The organism is Moritella sp. (genome assembly GCF_013215705.1).
Classification (GTDB): Bacteria; Pseudomonadota; Gammaproteobacteria; order Enterobacterales; family Moritellaceae; genus Moritella.
In genome coordinates this window covers 1-17,223 of record NZ_JABSQR010000008.1, presented here as the reverse complement: position 1 = coordinate 17,223, position 17,223 = coordinate 1, and the positions used below count along the sequence as shown (strand labels likewise).

Genomic DNA, 17,223 nt, shown 5'->3' with positions numbered 1-17,223 from the left:
AAAGCAAAGGACTGATATTATTTAAAAAAGACTTGCCGATAATTTGGATGCGGGCTAATATTTGTCTCGTCTTAACGACATACCAAATTATGCTCGCTTAGCTCAGTTGGTAGAGCGCTAGCTCGACATGCTAGATGTCACAAGTTCAAATCTTGTAGCGAGCACCATATTCCGCGTCCTTAGCTCAGTTGGTAGAGCGCTAGCTCGACATGCTAGATGTCACAAGTTCGAATCTTGTAGGACGCACCAAATAATGAAGCCTTGCTCAATGAGCGAGGCTTTTTTATATCTAGATAATTTGAAATCAATCACTTCACTACTCTGACTACCCCCGCTGATTTCAGCTCGACTCTCTTAAAACAATATTTAATAACGCCCTCATTGTGGCTAACGCTCATCTAGGCTTTATCGCGAACAATGCCAGTATTTATTAAATAGAGCTGAACGATATCAGAGTAATAACTGAAATATCCATAATGTATATCAACGTTGCATCAAATCAGCCATTTCATACAATGATTGCTCAATGTATATATACATTTTATCGAGATTATCCTGCATTTCGGTACGACTAGTCATATTAAAACAGATAGAATCATCGCGTTGAAAATACCGAATACCATAACCGTCATCAACAATAGGCCCGTAACCAGCAAGGTCTATACCATAGTCTGATGTAGTACTGCTACAAACGACACTGTGATTCAGGATCTGGTATCCCTTATCAGTAAATACATCGGGAAGCGAATCAATACCGAGTTTATGACCCGCCATTTTATAGTGGTATTTTAGCGCGAGAAAATGAGAGTAAATCCCTTGACCAAACCGACACTCATTAGCCCTTTCAATATGTTTTCGAGCTGCCTGAATAAGTGAATCTTGTTTAGTTTGAGTACTGCATTTATCGTCGTACATATTGTATATAAAGGCCATTGACTCGGGCGATACGGTATACAAAACATCAATGCGCCCGTCGATAAATGTTCTGGTCATCACGGCTTCATAAGCACTGTAACACTTTCCATATAGCTTATACTCAGCCAGTTGCAATGCCAGTTGAACAAACGCATCTGGGCTGACACCAAATTGCTTGATCTGATTTTTGCCAAACTGAGTAAAATCCAAGACTCTGGTTTGTGTATTAGCGGTGTGTTTAATAAAGGTCTCTGCTGCGGCTCGAATTGTTTGTATTAGCACAGCGTCTAAATCAAATGTTACTTCTTCAATGATGGTCTTAGCAGCCGCCCCTCTTTCATCAATGCAAACCTTATCTATCGTGTCATAGATATGCCCAACTAGGCGTAGCATAACAGAACCATCTAAACCAGAATGCTCAAAATTAATGCCTGTTTTTCCATTTTTAAAGACGATAAACTGCAGTGATTTATCGAAAAATCGATCTCTTCCATCCCCATGCAATAATTTTTTTGATATTTGGTTTAGCTGTTCCGGTTTATTCTCATCTAGACACAAAACAAAAGTCGCGTCTTCAATTATCGCCATTGCACTTTTATTATTAGCCGATATCTGCAGAAGGGCCGCCCTACTTTCTGTCCAAGTATCCCGCTGCATTGTAGTTAGCAAGCCTAAATTTTGACCTTCACCTGAGATAGCAAGAATGCAGTCAATATCAAATTTAATCGCCGATGGTGACCTAATATTATCTGTTGAATCAAGAATGTCGAGCTTGTATATGCGCATATTATGCATTATTACAATATGCATTCTGGACGATGAAACTTTGAGTTGATCTTTACCCTGCTGCGGGATTCGAGTTGAGGAGAAAAGATTGTGGTACTGATTCATGCAAAGCGGCGTGTCTTTTTGCATATCAACCGGGAGTTCTTTTTTATTAAGTAAAGCAATAAAATTATAAACGCTGACTATCAGTGCCGCAGCTATGTTGGCCTGTGAATAAGTCTTTTCATCCAGCTTACTTTTCAGATAATAAAATACGTTGCTGTTAATGACCAAGGCATCTCGTGAATCAAGATAAATATTACGCCAGATGGGTGCTGCCCAGTTAGATTGTGGATTGCGTTTATTCCATTCAGTTAATTCATTCTGTAGTTTTTCACCTTCCCCGCCCAGCTGCAAAAATTGTGCAATCACCTCTCTGGTGTTGATTGATTCTTGCTCCGTTAATAACGGCGCAGCCCATTCAATCAGTTTATGGCATGTAATATTTAAGTCCGGTACCGGCATTACTGGTAACCCGGTTTGATAACTAAATGTGTTCCCTAACAACCTTTCAACTCCTTGGTTCAAAATAAGCCTAAGCTCAATGAACCCTACCCGACAATATCACTTTAGGGGTATACGATACTCTTTTTTTGCTTTATTTTCAATTTAATGCCCGCGTTAAAGAATTGTACAACACATGTAGGGATTATGGGATGTGAATAACAGTGATAAAAAGAGTCGCTAGTCCGATACCTATTCCAGTCCTACTTTATTCGTCACATTACGTACGTCTATGCAAGTTTTAATCTTTTAACAAGTAAAATAAAGTGCAGGGCTTAAGTGTTTACGTCCTAATTTTTAAAAATTCAGCGAGGCAAGTATTACTATCAATACCACTATTATTCAACACACTTAACGCATTCACAACAATCGTTTTCAACTCAGTAACCACAGTTACGTAATCAGAATCTCCTTGTTGCAGTACTTGATATTCTGGAAAACTCAACTTCAACTTATTGATTTTCTTATCAATGCAGTTAATCATCGCCACTAAACTTACGTGATAGTCAGAAACCAACTTATCCGCGCTTTGTTTCTCAATAACAGACAAGCCTTGTAAGATCCCTGTTTCGCTAGCAAAGTGCTCAGCCAGTGCAAATTTAACATCTTTATACCACTCACGCACAGCTAACAGTGGCGCGACATCAGTATGTAACCCTTGATGAGAAGTAGCTAAGATCGGTGCTTGAGCAAACAACTCATTAAAGCGCACTTGAGTATCAGCGTATTTGATCATAGCTGGAAATAACAACTGTATGTCATCAAGCTTGAGCTGTTCATTGGCTGAGAGGATTAATGCTTGTTGCTTGGCTTTACGCCATTTAGCGGAGAACCAACGAAACATCCCTGCATTATCCAAACAGCATTGGATCGATTGCAGTGAACTTATCGACCCCAGCGCATTGGTATTCACAAACGGCGCAAGCTTCTTGTTTAATGGTTTTAAAATGGCTAAATGCTGTTGTAATGCCACTAAACGAAAATCCATGTCATAACAATTAAAACTATCATCCCTTAACGACCATAATGCTTGCGGCGCACTCTGGATAAGTTGCACCAACACAGCAAGTCGTTCAGTACTGGTTGCAGAGCCATGTAAGCAAATTTGTAATTCTGATGGTAAACCCGCTTTTCGCTGCGCGTAGTTATCTTGCAATTGCTGACAGCTCGCTAAAACGGCATCAAGTTCAAGGGTCTGGAATTCAATTGCTTCAAGTGTCATCAAACCCGAAATACCCAAGTCGTTTAGCTGTTTAGCGGCACCAGCATGGGGTTCGTCGTTTAGTGTTTTATCTTGTAGTAAACGACCCATTTCCAAAGATGACATTATTTTATCCTACTCAATATGAGGTTATGCAAATTAACCGCCTGTTTAACTTAGCATAATCAACTGCAAATATTTAACAGACTTCAGCTTACCTTATTCCGCAGCGTTAATCGACCTACTTCATCTTACCTGCTATTCACTATACTATTTAATGATATATCTTGATTTTATAACTGACTGTAGCAGGTGACATCATGGTTAACACTCGAATTGAACGCGACAGCATGGGGGAAGTCAACGTACCCAGCAATGCGCTTTATGGCGCTCAAACGCAACGTGCGATAGATAATTTTCCTGTCAGCGGTCAAACGCTACCCGTAGATTTCATTAAAGCGCTATTACTGATTAAATCAGCCGCTGCAGAAGCCAACCTCGCATTGGGGTTATTGCCCGAGGATATTACCAACGCTATCTGCACTGCAGTTAATCAGTTGCTAGCCGACGAAAATATCATGCAGCACTTTCCAGTAGATATTTATCAAACTGGTTCAGGTACCAGTTCTAACATGAATGCCAACGAAGTGATTGCCCATCTGGCTAGTATCTATAGCCAAACCAAAATTGATGCCAATGATCATGTCAATTATGGTCAAAGCAGCAATGATGTCATACCCAGTGCAATTCATGTCAGCGCCGCAATCTTAGTCGAGAAACAGTTATTACCGGCACTGCAGCATTTACAGCAAACCATCGTCGACAAAGCGCTAAGCCTAAATCATCTCGTTAAAACTGGTCGAACCCATTTGATGGATGCCATGCCCGTAAGAATGAGCCAATCATTATTCAGTTGGGCAGCTCAAATCAGTTACAACATAGATAATATTAAGATGTTACAAGCCAAGTTACAGCGACTTGCACAAGGCGGAACCGCAGTGGGTACGGGGATCAATGCCCATCCCGATTTTGCAAAGCACTTTAATCAAAAACTGTCTGCATTAACCAACGTCAGTTTTAGCCAAGCGGATAACTTTTCTTTCTTAATGGCAACGCAAGACACAGCAGTCGCGTTATCCGGTCAGTTAAAAACAACCGCTGTCTCGTTAATTAAAATAGCCAATGATTTACGCTGGATGAACTCGGGCCCACTGGCCGGATTAGGTGAAATCAGTTTACCGGCGCTGCAACCTGGTTCATCAATTATGCCGGGGAAAGTAAACCCAATCATACCAGAATCAACTGCGATGGCAGCGGCACAAGTGATTGGTAATGATGCCGCCATCACCATTGGTGGGCAATCAGGTAACTTTGAACTGAATGTGATGCTACCAATGATCGCGACTAACCTCATTAGCAGTATTAATTTACTGACATCAAGTTCACGGTTACTCGCTGACAAAGCGATAGCTGGTTTTGAAGTACATGAACAACAACTAACACAAGCACTTTATAAAAATCCGATTCTAGTCACTGCACTAAACCCCGTCATTGGTTATCTTAAAGCCGCTGAAATAGCAAAACAGGCTTATCGTGAACAGCGACCAATTATCGATGTCGCAGAAGAAAATACAGCGCTAACACGACAAGAACTAACAAAATTATTAGACCCTGTACAATTAACACGAAATATAAAGTAACCTCAAAACTGGCATAGTAGTTGAATGCTATGAATTAGTTGTTTAAATGTTTATTAAAAACTGTTTAAATGTTGTAATTATTGTTGATAATTTTAAATTCAAAACATAAATTCAAAGAAAAGTGGTGATCTATGAAGACAATGCCAATGCTAGACCAGTTCATTCAGCGTCACCAGTTGGATGCAGATTATTTAACACATGCATCAGAGTACTTTTCTAGTGCACTACTAAGTATCGTCTCGCACCAAAAACAGGAAAAAAAGACCTTTATCGTCGGTATCAACGGCTGTCAAGGCTCGGGGAAATCAACCCTTGCCGATTATTTAGGCACTCGCCTAAGTAGCGAATTTGATTTAAATGTTGCAGTATTATCTCTGGACGACTTCTATTACAGCAACAAACAACGTAACGAACTAGCCAATCAAATTCACCCTCTATTACGTACCCGTGGTGTTCCTGGGACGCATGATATGACCCTTGCCAAGGCAACATTAGATAAACTCTGTGCAGGCGCAACGGCAGACGCCCCTGTACTGCTGCCGCGATTTAACAAATTTGCTGACAACCCTTACCCTGAATCAGAATGGCCAATTGTCGATCGTTCTATTGATGTGATCATCTTAGAAGGTTGGTGCCTAGGCGTACAACCACAACTGATGAAAGACCTTATTTATCCGATCAACAAATTAGAAGCGACAAAGGACAAATACGGTATTTGGCGCAGTTATGTTAATCAACAATTAAAACAGAACTACCAAGAATTTTATCAACGCATAGATCATTGGTTAATGCTCAAAGCACCTAGTTTCGACAGTGTACAAGCATGGCGATTAGAACAAGAAAATAAACGTAAAACGTTACAACAGAATACTGACTACAAACAAAAAGAAACATTCATGACCAGTGCAGAGGTGCGTAATTTCACCGCTTATTTCCAACGCATTACCGAGCAGTGTTTAGCCACGTTACCCAACCAATGTGATTGGGTATACGAATTAGATAATAAACGTAACATCGTTAATACTACGCAGCCGGCTTTAACAACATCAGCAACGACTGTAGATTGAAGCGGCTAAACCAGTACCAGAATAACCACATAAACCAGAGACAAACCAGCAAGGCCCATGATGAGTCCAACTCTTGCCATATCCTTGCTGGCAACTAATCCCGTCGCATAGGCCAACGAATTAGGCGGTGTTGAAACCGGTAATATCATCCCGAGTGAAGCAGAACACGCCACCACCACCAACATCACCAACAATGACAAATCATCCATTGAAGTCGCGACTGCCGCTGCAATGGGCATTAATAAGTTAGCCGTAGCGGTGTTGGAAATAAAATTGGCCATTAACCAACACAAGAAAGACATGACTAAGATCACCAACAAGGCCGGCAGCACTGAATAATCAATCGAGTTGGCCATGACAGCCGCTAATCCCGTTTTATCTAATGCAATTCCAATCGCAATACCACCAGCAACCAGCCATAATACATCCCAATTAATTAACTTAAGTTCTTCTTTGCCTATGATGCCTGTTAGCGTGAAAATCGCCAGAGGCACAATGGCCACAACATAGGTATTCATCCCGTGTAGACCAGTGCTCATCCACAACACAATCGTGAGCGAAAAAGTGATATACACAACTATCGCTTGCCAACTCCGCTGGAAATCACCACCGAGTTGTAAATGTAAACGGTCACCACTGAATGGGAACAATTTTTGTAATAGCCACCACGCAAAGGCTAATAATACCAACACAAATGGTAGCCCAACCATCATCCAATCAAGAAAGCTTACACTATAAAGATCATTTAAATACTGTAATGCAATCGCATTGGGCGGCGTGCCTATCGGAGTTGCAATACCACCGAGATTGGCAGAAATGGGGACGCAAAGCACTAACGCTTTAACGCCCTTCTCTTCTTTCGGTACTGACATTAGAATTGGACCTAATAATGAAAGCATCATCACAGTCGTTGCGGTATTGGACATAAACATCGAGAACATCGCAGTGATCATCATTAAGCCCAGCATAATCGAAGCGGGTTTCGTGCCAAAAGGTTTTAATAATACGTTGGCGAGATTGGTATCAAGGGCATATTTATTCGCTGCAATGGCTAACGAGAAACCACCAAGAAACAACACAATAATCGGTGACGAAAAAGCCGCAAAAATATCGTTATAATGCATCAAGCCTTCGATATTAGCGGCGATATCAGTTGAATCATGCTGTAAAAATCGAAAGCTGTATAAGCCTTGATCAGACAGCATCATCAACTCAAGCGTGATAATTAAAATTGAAGTAGCAAATACAGGAACAGGCTCGAGGATCCATAACAAAGCAGCGAGAATAAAAATGGCTAACAATCTATGCTGGATTATAGTGAGGTCATCAAAGGGTAATTGTGTGGTGGGGACAGAGAGTAAAAATAATGGGATACCAAACGCAATTAATAGTTTAACCAATCTAATCATTAACAAATGGCTACCGTTATCGTCAACCACAGGTACTTTATCTACAGTCATATTCGTCATTAGCTTTAACCTCATAAGCCACTAATTCATAACATATAAAATACACTTTTTTGATATTTATTATTCGTTTGTCTATCACATTTTAAAGTTATAACGACATTTCACTAACCATAAAGATATCGTATTTAAGTTATGCCGCTAACCTTATCTCTAAAATAGCCTTATAGAAGGTAAAAAGCCCCAAAGGGTTGATCTTATTGTGAGTAAGAGTGCCAATGGGGCTAACTTAATCATCGCAAATGATTATTTAAAACATCCGTATATTAAAGGTTACGTAATGCGTTAATACGGTTTTGCAGTGGTGGATGGCTCATTAATAACTCCATCATGGTCTTCTTACCAGTAATACCAAACGCCAACATCGAACCTTCAAGTTGTGTTTCTTGACTTGTTTTTAGACGTTCTAGTGCAGCAATCATCTTCTCTTTACCAACTAGCTTTGCTGCGCCAGAGTCTGCTTTAAACTCACGTTGACGGCTGAACCACATAGTTAAGAAACTGGCTAAGAAACCGAATAGCATTTCTAACGCCATTGATACAATGAAGTAAGTCATAAAGCTACCGCCTTCACCCTCGCCTTCTTCATCACTCGATGTGAAACCACTTACTGCATTAGCAATTATACGTGATAAGAAAATAACAAACGTATTCACAACACCTTGCATCAAGGCCATCGTGATCATATCACCGTTAGCAACATGGTTGATTTCGTGAGCAACAACCGCTTCTGCTTCATCACGTGTCATTTGTGCTAATAGACCCGTAGATACCGCAATTAAGGCAGCATCACGTTTAGCACCGGTTGCAAATGCATTCATCTCGGCAGCATCATAAATTGCAACATCAGGCATGCCAATACCCGCTTGTTTTGCTTGTCGAGCAACCGTTTCTAATAGCCAATGTTCATTCGAGTTACGAGGCTCTGTGATGATCTCGCCGCCAATTGAACGTAGCGCCATTTTCTTCGACATCATTAATGAGATTAATGAACCACCGAAACCAAACAATACCGCCATTACCAACAATCCAGAAAGGCTACCTGATTGAATACCTGTAGTTGCATAGATAATGTTTAATACAATACTAAAAACCACCATTACGGCCAGGTTGGTTGCAAGGAATAGCATAACGCGTTTCATATATGTGTTTTCTCCAATAAAAATAGAGTGACATAATATGACAAAATATCCGAAACAAAAAGAGATGAAACTGTAAAGAGGAGTAAAGAACAAAAAATGACCTTTTAAACGCCCTAGGCATCTAAAGGTCAAAAATACAAATGTCGCTGAGTGATGACACTGTATATACTACAAGGAAATTATTGATATCGGCTACAAGAAACGACTATATCAAGTACTAATCAAATGACCCTGGTCTTGCACAAAGGCAAAAATCGTATTTCACTAAAATTAATTTATGGCGATTTGAATAAGGTCAATCAGCTCATTTTCCGTCGCCGGTTCACGCGCTAAATCGAGTTCAGGTGCCGCGCCACCACTTAAAGAGTAGACCTTCGAACCACAGTGATCGTAATGATACCAAGTACCATCAATACACACGTCCGTGTAACATTTAGGATTGCGTAATAATTCCATTTTTACCACCTTTTAAGCTTGTGTGTTAATCACTTTACATACTGTTCACATTTAATATAAGCGCACATTGCCATTGTCGCTATTGATGCAGATCAACGAATAATCTATTTAGCAATTAAGCATCACTTTATTTCACTAACTTGCAACATGAACACGTGTTATTTCTCATCAAAAATACTTAACTCCCTCACGATATACCCTCTAAATGCGATATACTCATCACGGAACTAAGCTTAGACTTTAAGGATCACAAGGCTGTATGTTAGAAGTTAAAAATACGATGAATATTAATGGTACCTGTATTTCACACACTGTCGATGAGCACGGCCCCATTTATGTTTACGAAACAAAGAACAGCCGCATTCTTAGCTTTGATGGGAAAATCTATCAAAGTTGCATGAAACTAAATAACATTAATGGATTACCCCTAGGTTACACCAAGGCTATGATGGCGGGGTTATTTTTTATTCCCACAGTAACAACAGCGACCATCATGGGACTCGGCGCAGGCTCAATGGCAAAGAACTTACTCAATAGCTTCCCCGAGTTGAACGTACACGCGGTTGAATACCGTGAAGCAGTAGCTAAAACAGCAAAAGAATACTTCTACTTACCCGATACAGATCGTCTCGTTATTCATATCGACGATGCTGTAAATCACATGAAAAACACCGACATGAAAAGCGATATTATCTTTTCAGATCTATACAACTCGGAAGGTATGGAACCGAAACAAGTACAAGCATCTTACTTGCGTGATTGTAAAAACGCGCTCAACGAACAAGGTGTCCTCGTACTCAATATCTGCCATACAACACTTGAATTACAAAAAGAGTTCGATGCATTACTCGCGCTGGAATTTGACAACCAATTGCTTAGTTTCGCCGTAGACAGTAACAACACAATCGTACTCGCATTCAAGAACGATATCCCTTCAATAAAAAAATCAGAGCTACTGACTAAAGGTAAATGGCTGCAAGAAGAAATGAACATTCCGATGCTACGCTATGCTGAATTACTTTGGGATACGCAAGATTTATACGGCTAGCAAGCGAACAACACCCACGATGTATAAAAATAGATTTGAAAGCGTTAATAGCGGCATAGCTATTTAAATGCAACGGATGTAGTGAGGGGGTCACAATTTTATCACTGACGATATTACCCCCTCGAATACCAGTATAGAGTCTAACAGCAGCTCGTTAAGCTCTCACTCTAGACTACGTAAGCACCTGATTAGCGCAAATATTCCCTGCTCCAATATCGTTTAAATTATTGAGCGTAGTTTGGGCAATACTGATTAATGCTTCTTTGGTCAAAAAAGCTTGATGGCCAGTAAAAATTACATTGTGACAAGCAGATAGTCGACGGAAAGTATCATCGGTAATAATTTCACTGGAATGATCATTGAAGAATAAATGTTCTTCTTCTTCATAAACATCTAAACCTAGTCCACCAATTCGACCCAATTTTAAAGCTTCAATTGCATCATTCGCATTTAGCAAACCACCACGGCTGGTATTAATAATCGTCACACCATCTTTCATTAACGCAAACGTCTTTTCATTCAATAAATATTTATTTTCAGAGGTTAATGGACAATGTAAACTGATCACATCACTGTGAGTAAACAGAATATCTAGGTTGACATATTCAGCACCTAATGCAATTGCATGCTCAGAAGGATAAGGATCATAAGCTAAAATGTTACAACCAAAACCTTTTAAAATAGCCATGGTAGCAACGCCAATTTTACCCGTGCCAATAATACCGACAGTTTTACCGTGTAAATTGAATCCCACTAAACCGTCTAAAGAAAAGTTAGCGTCACGGGTACGTTGATACGCTTTGTGAATACGACGATTGAGTGTCATTAATAACGCGATGGCATGTTCGGCAACAGCCTCTGGTGAATAAGCAGGGACACGAACGATGGTGATCCCAAGTGCTTTAGCACAATCTAAATCAATGTTATTAAAGCCTGCACAGCGCATTGCTATACACTTTATGCCCATTTCATTAAGTTGAATTAAAACAGGGGCACTTAAATCATCATTAACAAATGCACAAACGGCATCATATCCTCTGGCTAATATGGCTGTTTGTTGATTTAGCTGAGCATCAAAAAAATTAATACTGATGGGATCTGATATTAATGGTTCAAAATATTGAATATCATAACTACGGGCGCTAAACATGATGACTTTCATAAATGGTTCCTCATATTAATTTGTATTGTTACTATTAGTTTGTGTGGCAGGTAAGAAATGTTTAACCTATGCTAAGCACACCATTTTGTACAAGATAGCCTGCAAAACCAGCCCAGCTTAGCGCTAATAATGCCCATGGTAATCGGCTTGAACTTGCTTGTGTTTGTTCAATTTCAATCTCTGCTTCATTTTCCTTTGCTGCTGCCGCAGTATTAGATCTTATTTTTTGTTTTTTCTGCTTATCAAGTTGTCGAGCTTTAGCTTTATGCTGTTTTTTGTATTCAGCAATTCCCTTCTCAATACCTGCCGCGATCAATTTAGTCTGTTCTCTGCTTTGACCTGGTTTTTTAATGCCGTTAGCAATGCGTGTCGATTCAGTTTGCACTTCTGTTGATACTTTCTGTGTCATGGATTGTTCACTCTTAATTCAGTTAACTTGATGATAAATAACTCAGGTCCATGTTGCAAGTTAGCAAAATTATATTCCAAGTTTTCTATGACCTATTTCTGGAAAACAGTGCCGTCATGTACTCTATGGGATATGTTGAAAAACAAATAATCAAGTTATACCAAGTTAACTTATTAAGGGGTCAGTTCGCCTTAGCATGCACACGGCTTAGAGCGGCCTATTTTAAATCAAATGATTACGCTACGTCCTGTTGGGAAGTACTCAAGAGAATCACCAAGCACACCTTTTAATATTTCATAAGCTTTCATACCTGTACAATGGCCAGTATAGAGCTTATCAATTGGATAAGTGAGCATGGTTTCACCAATTGCCTCAATGTCTTTCTTTGTTCCGCCAATACTATTAAATAAAGGTAATCCGACCAAATGAAATCCACCGACAACAGCCTTAATTCTCGTGTTTGGGAACAATTCAATAGCAGTTTCAATCATATTGAGCACCCCACTATGAGCACAACCAGTAAATACTATAAGACCATCATCTTCTTTGATGACTAAGAGTAGCTCATGGTCAAATGTGTCTGGTTTACAGCCATCACCTGAATCAGTAAAGAGATATTTATTACCTTTTGGCTGTTCATACTTATGGCTCAAACTTGTAATAATAAAAATATTTGGCCGTATCTCAGTAGTTTTATTAATGAAACTGAATCGCCCACTGGCTTTGTTTAATAATGCTTTATCAATACCCACATTACTTTTGAAACCAAACGCTTTGAAACTATAATCAGTTTCTGTACATTCGCGGAAATAGACCTGAGCCTTAGAATTTCGGTCGAGGAAATGAGTGACGCCATTACAGTGATCATGATGACGGTGCGAAATAATTGCAGCATCAACATCTTCCATCTTAATGCCTAACAAAATGGCATTGTCACAAAAAGCTTTACTGCTACCGGCATCAAACATAATTTCTTGCCCCATCGTTTTTATATGAAAAGATAAGCCTCTTTCAACCGTAAGGTCTGTTCTATCATCTAATCGAGTATTATCAATTAACGCTGTCAGTATCATATCTACGTCCTAAACCATTGTTTAGTTGAGTCTACTGTACCTGAATTTTCAGGTACCATTATTTACACTAGTTTATTAATATTACTAACTACTTAACAGCCATTTCACGACTCAGACAAAGCCCTCTTTAATGCTTTCGTGATATGAAAAATCACTCCAATGCCTCACATAAGAAAATCTATGGATAATTGTCATGAACAAAATATGAGTGAGTTAAAACTCTAACAAAGAAAGGGGAAATTCCGGCTTAAAGCTTGGGCTTTAAAGGGGATTGTTCGCATTAGATAAAGTACAATGAAATTGAGATTAACGCCGCATTAAGCGGAATGAAATAGTGAGTTAAAATGCGTGAAAACCAGAAGCGTAACCCACTGTTTTAGTTGCATTTAAACGACTTGTCATATACTGATAGAACTACGTAATTTAGTTGATATGCTATCAAATTCCTGAGCGGTATAGCCACATAAAGTTGGCATTTCCCAATCAAAGAATCTTTTATCTTCTATTGCATGAAAAATTAATGAAGTTACACCTAATGTTTCTTCTGGTGAAATGACGCCACCAGAATATTCTTCTTTACTTTCTTAAGTATGACTTGGCTGACTTCATCAATAATAGAAGTCGTTATTACTAAATCTGAATTTTCTTCACACTCTAATAAAGCAGTCGATATTGCATTAAGTAAACGAGAGTCTAATTCTTCCACTGAAATCTCCTAGGCATATAACGCCCTAATTTGTCCTGTTAATTAGCTTGTTGAACGAATCCGCTGCGCGGCGGAGTCTTTCCACCACCGTTCATACTAACCAATAGCATCACCATTATGGTGGTGCCTTATTGGAGGTATCAGTATGAATCATTCTCAACAGCCTGATCCAGACCCACTCTTGGAGCACCGTTAAAATCGACCGTAATGGCTTGCAGTTTTTCTACTGCTATACGCTATATTGTCATAAAGAGTAACAATGGGAATTGCTCAACATTGTCAAACCTCCGCAAGTTAAACGCTTACCCGATATCTTGACGCCAGCGCAAATAAGTAAAATGATAAGTGCGACGAAGAAACAGCGCTATCAAGTGTTCTTTCTCACCCTTTACAGCATAGGCCTGCGATTAAGCGAGGGCTTAAACCTTACCGTTCATGATATTGATAGCCAAACCATGCAGGTTCATATCCGTGAAGCGAAAGGCGGACACGTTATTTACTATATAAAGAAGGGCTTGGGCTTGCTCAACACTCGAATAAGGTGTCGGCTGCGCGACACCTATTCTTATATGTTATGTGCCGATTGCTACCTATTTATCGTCGTTTTCCAATATAGGTTGATCGTCCTGCGGCTGATCATCATCTACTCCTGTTTTTTTCAACCGTTTCTCTTCCTTCTTTTTCTTTTTTGCTATTTCTTTCTGGCGCTTTTCAAAACTGTAATTTTGCTTAGCCATTGATATTATCCTCTACATAACTTCGAGATTATAGCCTTTAGAATACGGTATTTTGCAACCGATTGCGCTCTTCATAGCATCGAAAGTGCCCACGATCGTGATCGTGTACAGATCAATACAGAATGTACACAGTCCCTCAGGCACATAACGCCCATTTAATTAGCGAAGCAATGTTGGCTAGCTTTTTTGCGGGTCTTTGCAAAAAGCAGGACAACTTACGGAACCTGATTGAAATGCTTGTTGAACGAAGCCGCTGCGCTGCGGAGTCATTGCCCGACCTGTCATACTTACCAATAACATCACCATAATGGGGATGACATTGGAGAATTCAGTATGAACAACTCACAACAACAACGCTTTAATGTTCTTTATGAACAACACCTTATCAATTTACGTTTGCAAGGTAAACAACCAGCGACTATTGATACCTATTCTCGTGTAATTCGACAGATTAGTGCGTACTTTGATAACGCCACAGATAAATTAACGCTTGATTGGAGTTTGAACGGCAATTTGGTAATCAGCTATCTCACGATAGCCGACGTGCAATCTACGCCATGCTCAGTTGTAAAACGAGCAACCAAGGTTGCTCACAATGGTATTGTGGTCACTGCCAACATGATGACCGACTGCCGCTTTCTTGCGGCCATCGACATTGTCCGCAATGCCAGCAACGCACGACTTCTGATTGGCTTGAGCGCCAACAATCAAAGTTACTGCCCGTGCATTACTTTATGGTCACCTTCACTTTACCCTATGAATTACGAACGCTTGCGCGTTCGCAACCTAAAGCGCTCTATCAATCCATGTTCTCAGTCGCAGCAAGTGTGTTGAAGGACTTTTACAAACGTAGAAACGGCGGTGAAATAGGCTTCACCTCCGTTTTTCATACTCACAGCAGGAAACGTAATTTACATCCCCACTTACACATTATAGTCGCCAATGGCAGCTACAATAAAACGCGAAACCAATGGCATAAAGGTAAGAGTAACTATCTGTTTAACGCCTTTGCACTAGCTAAAGTCTGGCGAGCTAGAATGATTGATGCAATCAATCAGCACGCTGACCTATCGCTGGCGAACGCTGATACATTACCCACTAAATGGGTCGTTGATTACCGAAAAGTCGGTTACGGTCTTCCCGCCTTACAATATCTGTCACGCTATTTATATCGGGGCGTATTACCTGATAAAGATATCATCGATACAAGCAATAATACGGTGACATTCAACTATAAAGACGGACAAACTCAAGCAACGAAAACCAGAACCTTACCGACGCTGCAATTTCTCTGGCTCATCTTGCAACATGTGCTTCCCAAAGGATTACAGCGAGTGCGGGATTATGGCTTTTTACACGGTAATGCCACACGGCTGCGAGTGCGCATTCAAACAATATTGCTGCATCTGTTCAATTGGGAAATTCCTGAACTCGTCGCAACGATAACTGCGAAAGCAATCAAGATTTGTCCTTTCTGTCAGCATGAAATGAAATGCGTTGGCATCACGCGAACGACCTAGCCGAAAGGCGTAACATAATAAGGATAATGGTGTTAACACTTAAGATTGGAGATGCGATAGTTATGGTGAAAATAGGTTAATTCATTGATAAATAACAGACCTGTTATTTATCTCAATTTCGCTCGTCTTAGATTTAGCCCCAAGACGAAGTGACCACCAAGATCAAACACGTTATTTACTATATAAAGAAAGGCTCGGGCTTGTTCAACACCCGAATAAGGTGTCGGCTGCGCGACACCTATTCTTATTTGTTATGTTTTTCTTTTTACAAAGCTATCTAATAATTTCGGTTCTAATATACGATCACATTCTGTAATAACTTTTATATATTCAGTTGAAACCATTTCTTTATACTCTCGATAATCTTCATGTTCTATTTTTGCACTAACGGTAAGGTTACAAGCATGAACAAAACCTCGAATGGCTTTTGCTAATTCAGGGTATCGAGCGAACCTTCCTGCAACATATTCTAAATTCTCATGGAGAGGTATAAAGTCAGCTCTTAATTTTTCGACACTGGTGTATACAGAAACAACTTCTTGGGCAATCCCAATTTGTTCCTCAAGATTTTGTAACCTTTCAATTTCATTATTCCAGCGTAATGTACGCTTCTCTCTATTAAAAGTTAATTTTGAACCCAAAAATAGAGATAATATAGAGGTGAATGCAGCTAATATTGCAGCAATTAAAGTTAACTCTTCCTTTGTCATCGACACAACATCCTCGAAAAACATAACGCCCACTTAAGCGGGCAAAAATAGTTGGCTATAATGGTGGAGCGAAGCGGAACAGAGCCAACTGTTTTGTTCCGTTTAAAGCGCTTGTTGAACGAAGCCGCTGCGCGGCAGAGTCTTTGCCCTACCAGTCATACTAACCAATAGCATCACCATTATGGTTGTGCCTTATTAGAGTTATTAGTATGAATCATTCACAACAGCAACGATTTAATTATCTTTATGAACAACACCTTATCAATTTAAGGCTACAAGGTAAACGACCAGCGACCATTGATGCCTATTCTCGTGCAGTTCGACGCATTTCGGCTTACTTTGATAAGTCCCCAGACACATTAACTACTGCCGATTTAAAAGTTTATTTCAATAGCCTGATCCAGACCCACTCTTGGAGTACCGTTAAATTAGACCGTAACGGTTTACAGTTTTTCTACCGCTATACGCTCGACAAGCAGTGGGAATGGCTCAACATTGTCAAACCACCACAAGTTAAACGCCTGCCTGATATTTTAACTCCTACGCAAATAAGTAAAGTCATTAACGGCACCAAGAAGCAAC

The 17,223-nt window shown here is 39.9% G+C and carries 16 protein-coding genes, 2 tRNA genes and 1 pseudogene; 8 read left to right on the top strand and 11 right to left on the bottom strand.

The features are described 5' to 3' along the window. Positions 1-91 precede the first annotated feature (91 nt). Positions 92-167 (top strand) — tRNA-Val (locus tag HRT96_RS05930). A 6-nt stretch (positions 168-173) separates the two neighbouring features. After that, a tRNA-Val gene (locus tag HRT96_RS05925) sits at positions 174-249 on the top strand. A gap of 234 nt (positions 250-483) precedes the next feature. Here HRT96_RS05925 and HRT96_RS05920 read toward each other — a convergent pair. Next, entirely contained in the window at positions 484-2,205 is a 1,722-nt protein-coding gene (locus HRT96_RS05920) for a choline/carnitine O-acyltransferase (protein WP_293153649.1), read from the bottom strand. 322 nt (positions 2,206-2,527) lie between these two features. Further along, the gene (locus tag HRT96_RS05915; RefSeq protein ID WP_293153647.1) at positions 2,528-3,571 is read right to left on the bottom strand and encodes a hypothetical protein; all 1,044 of its coding nucleotides are present in this window, start codon (positions 3,569-3,571) and stop codon (positions 2,528-2,530) included. A 194-nt stretch (positions 3,572-3,765) separates the two neighbouring features. Here HRT96_RS05915 and HRT96_RS05910 point away from each other — a divergent pair, with 194 nt between their 5' ends. Then, positions 3,766-5,145, top strand: coding sequence for a lyase family protein (locus HRT96_RS05910; RefSeq protein ID WP_293153645.1), 1,380 nt, complete (start codon positions 3,766-3,768; stop codon positions 5,143-5,145). Between the two features lie 131 nt (positions 5,146-5,276). After that, positions 5,277-6,212: a hypothetical protein gene (locus HRT96_RS05905; RefSeq protein WP_293153643.1), complete on the top strand. Its 936-nt coding sequence runs from the start codon at positions 5,277-5,279 to the stop codon at positions 6,210-6,212. A 5-nt stretch (positions 6,213-6,217) separates the two neighbouring features. Here HRT96_RS05905 and HRT96_RS05900 read toward each other — a convergent pair whose 3' ends face one another. The 3 genes from HRT96_RS05900 to HRT96_RS05890 form a co-directional block, all read right to left on the bottom strand. Beyond that, positions 6,218-7,681 (bottom strand): SLC13 family permease, encoded by a 1,464-nt coding sequence (locus HRT96_RS05900; RefSeq protein ID WP_293153640.1) that lies wholly within the window; start codon positions 7,679-7,681, stop codon positions 6,218-6,220. A gap of 263 nt (positions 7,682-7,944) precedes the next feature. Then, positions 7,945-8,820, bottom strand: a complete 876-nt coding sequence (gene htpX, locus HRT96_RS05895) for a protease HtpX (protein WP_293153637.1) — start codon at positions 8,818-8,820, stop codon at positions 7,945-7,947. 270 nt (positions 8,821-9,090) lie between these two features. Further along, positions 9,091-9,276 (bottom strand): hypothetical protein, encoded by a 186-nt coding sequence (locus tag HRT96_RS05890; protein WP_293153634.1) that lies wholly within the window; start codon positions 9,274-9,276, stop codon positions 9,091-9,093. 280 nt (positions 9,277-9,556) lie between these two features. Between HRT96_RS05890 and HRT96_RS05885 the strand changes: the two genes are divergently transcribed. Then, positions 9,557-10,324 carry an ATP-binding protein gene (locus HRT96_RS05885; protein ID WP_293154201.1) on the top strand — a complete coding sequence of 256 codons (768 nt, stop codon included), beginning with the start codon at positions 9,557-9,559 and terminating at the stop codon, positions 10,322-10,324. A 172-nt stretch (positions 10,325-10,496) separates the two neighbouring features. Here HRT96_RS05885 and HRT96_RS05880 read toward each other — a convergent pair whose 3' ends face one another. From HRT96_RS05880 to HRT96_RS05865, 4 genes are all read right to left on the bottom strand, one after another. Continuing rightward, complete coding sequence (locus HRT96_RS05880) at positions 10,497-11,486, bottom strand: 2-hydroxyacid dehydrogenase (protein ID WP_293153631.1); 990 nt, start codon at positions 11,484-11,486, stop codon at positions 10,497-10,499. Between the two features lie 61 nt (positions 11,487-11,547). Next, on the bottom strand, positions 11,548-11,895 hold the full coding sequence (locus HRT96_RS05875; protein WP_293153628.1) for a DUF2956 domain-containing protein: 348 nt from the start codon (positions 11,893-11,895) through the stop codon (positions 11,548-11,550). A 227-nt stretch (positions 11,896-12,122) separates the two neighbouring features. Continuing rightward, on the bottom strand, positions 12,123-12,968 hold the full coding sequence (locus HRT96_RS05870; protein ID WP_293153625.1) for an MBL fold metallo-hydrolase: 846 nt from the start codon (positions 12,966-12,968) through the stop codon (positions 12,123-12,125). A 532-nt stretch (positions 12,969-13,500) separates the two neighbouring features. Continuing rightward, a complete protein-coding gene (locus HRT96_RS05865) occupies positions 13,501-13,674 on the bottom strand; it encodes a hypothetical protein (RefSeq protein WP_293153622.1) in 174 nt (57 codons plus the stop codon). Positions 13,675-13,940: 266 nt separating this feature from the next. Between HRT96_RS05865 and HRT96_RS05860 the strand changes: the two are divergent. Continuing rightward, positions 13,941-14,153: pseudogene (locus tag HRT96_RS05860) on the top strand (tyrosine-type recombinase/integrase); the annotation flags it as partial. 111 nt (positions 14,154-14,264) lie between these two features. On the opposite strand, the gene HRT96_RS05855 reads toward HRT96_RS05860, so the two are convergent. Beyond that, entirely contained in the window at positions 14,265-14,411 is a 147-nt protein-coding gene (locus tag HRT96_RS05855) for a hypothetical protein (RefSeq protein WP_293153619.1), read from the bottom strand. Between the two features lie 494 nt (positions 14,412-14,905). Here HRT96_RS05855 and HRT96_RS05850 point away from each other — a divergent pair, with 494 nt between their 5' ends. Beyond that, a complete protein-coding gene (locus HRT96_RS05850) occupies positions 14,906-15,931 on the top strand; it encodes an IS91 family transposase (protein WP_293153616.1) in 1,026 nt (341 codons plus the stop codon). A gap of 251 nt (positions 15,932-16,182) precedes the next feature. Here the strand turns inward: HRT96_RS05850 and HRT96_RS05845 are convergent, their stop codons facing one another. After that, the gene (locus HRT96_RS05845; protein WP_293153613.1) at positions 16,183-16,641 is read right to left on the bottom strand and encodes a hypothetical protein; all 459 of its coding nucleotides are present in this window, start codon (positions 16,639-16,641) and stop codon (positions 16,183-16,185) included. A 209-nt stretch (positions 16,642-16,850) separates the two neighbouring features. Between HRT96_RS05845 and HRT96_RS05840 the strand changes: the two genes are divergently transcribed. Further along, positions 16,851-17,223, top strand: a 373-nt coding sequence (locus HRT96_RS05840) for a site-specific integrase (protein ID WP_293153610.1), incomplete at its 3' end; no start/stop codon positions are given.